Origin of the sequence: Streptomyces tricolor, assembly GCF_002155905.1 — a bacterium.
Lineage (GTDB): Bacteria > Actinomycetota > Actinomycetes > Streptomycetales > Streptomycetaceae > Streptomyces > Streptomyces tricolor.
Map to the genome: position 1 here is coordinate 1 of NZ_MUMF01000651.1, position 1,592 is coordinate 1,592.

Below are 1,592 nucleotides of genomic sequence, written 5' to 3' on the forward strand. Positions count from 1 at the left end.
GTGGCTCGTCACCGCGGCCCGCCCCACCGGCCCGTCGCACACGCTCTAGCGGCACCAGCGGCTGCGCGCGGCCCGCCGCCGCGGCGGGCCGCGCGCAGCCGCTGGTGCCGCTAGAGCGTGTGCGACGGGCCGGTGGGGCGGGCCGCGGTGACGAGCCACGACGTGCTGCGCAGCCGTACCGTGCCGTCCGCCGCGACGTGGTCGCGCAGTCGGTCGGTCAGGGTGTCCAGCGCGCGGGTGCGCGCGCCGGCGCCGGCCTGTGCCAGCAGATGGCGGCCGGGGCCCGTGTCCAGCAGGAACTCGGCCGCGTCCTTCGCCCCCCGTCCCCACACCCCGTCGGCCTGCGCCCGCTCGACGGCGATGTGGGTGAAACCGGCCGCGGTGAGGATCTCGCGGACGCGGTCCGCGGCGGCCAGGGAGAACATGCCCGGCAGCCCCGCCCTGCCGAAGTCGCCGACCGGCAGGAGGCCGCGCAGCGACGCCATGACCGCCGCCCAGCCGTTGAGCCGGGCATCGGCGGGGCACACGAACGCCAGCCGCCCGCCGGGCCGCAGTGCCCGGCCGATGTTGGCGAAGGCCGCCACCGGGTCGGCGAAGAACATCACCCCGTAGCGGCTGATCGCCGCGTCGAACGCCCCCGCCTCGAAGGGGTGGACCTGCGCGTCGCCCCGGGCGAAACGGACGTTGGTGACGCCCTCCTGCTGCGCGCGCGAGCGCGCAGCGGCCAGCATCGGGGCGGACAGGTCCAGGCCCAGCGCGGACCCCCGGGAGGCGCGGAGCGCGGCGAGCCGCGTGGTCTGCCCCGAGCCGCAGCCCAGGTCGAGGACCCGGTACTCGCCGGTGATGCCCGCGGCGTCGAGCAGCGGCTCGTTGAAGCCCTCGTTCACGGCGTTCCAGCGGTCCTGGTTGCGGGCCCAGTGGGCGCCTTCGGGGCCGTTCCAGGCGCGGGCCTGGGCGGTGTTGACGACGTCCGGCACGGGTGCCTCCTGAGGTGGACGACAGAGAATGGGCGTGCGCCCAAACAGTATGGGCATGTGCCCAAACTGGCAATGGCCGCTACGATTCCAGCAGTTGAGCCCCCTTGAGCAGGAACGGGAGAAGCACCTCATGGCACCGCGCGGAGTGGCGACACCGGACGTACGCGAGCGGCTGTTCGCGGCGGCCGAGCGCATCGTGGAGAAGGACGGGCCCGGCGCGCTCACCAGCCGCTCCGTCACCGCTGAGGCGGGCTGCGCCAAGGGGCTGCTGCACGCGCACTTCGCGGGGCTGGACGAGTTCGTGGCCGAGCTGTGCCTTAACCGGTTCGCGCGGACGGCGGCCAGGGCGCGGGAGCTGTCCCGGCTCGCCGGCCGGGGCACGGTCGCGGAGAACCTCGGCGCCGTCGCCCTCATGCTGTTCGACTCCGGCGGCCCCGCCCTGTCCGGGCTGGCCATGACCCGCCCCGCGGCGGCCCTGCGCATCCGCACGGCGCTGGAGGAGGGGGCGCCCGGCTTCGCCGCGATCCAGGAGGCCGTCACCGGCTACCTGCAGGAGGAGCAAAGACTCGGCCGGCTCGCGCACACCCTCGACCCGCACACCGTCGCCCTCGCCGT

Annotated in this window: 2 protein-coding genes; one reads left to right on the top strand and one right to left on the bottom strand. The window is 75.6% G+C overall.

Translation table 11 applies throughout. The features are described from left to right. Positions 1-110: 110 nt before the first annotated feature. Positions 111-977: a class I SAM-dependent methyltransferase gene (locus CCN44_RS36445; RefSeq protein WP_086702952.1), complete on the bottom strand. Its 867-nt coding sequence runs from the start codon at positions 975-977 to the stop codon at positions 111-113. 130 nt (positions 978-1,107) lie between these two features. On the opposite strand from CCN44_RS36445, the gene CCN44_RS36450 reads away from it, so the two are divergent. Next, positions 1,108-1,592 (top strand): TetR/AcrR family transcriptional regulator (locus tag CCN44_RS36450; RefSeq protein ID WP_167404066.1); only part of this gene is annotated, 485 nt, incomplete at its 3' end.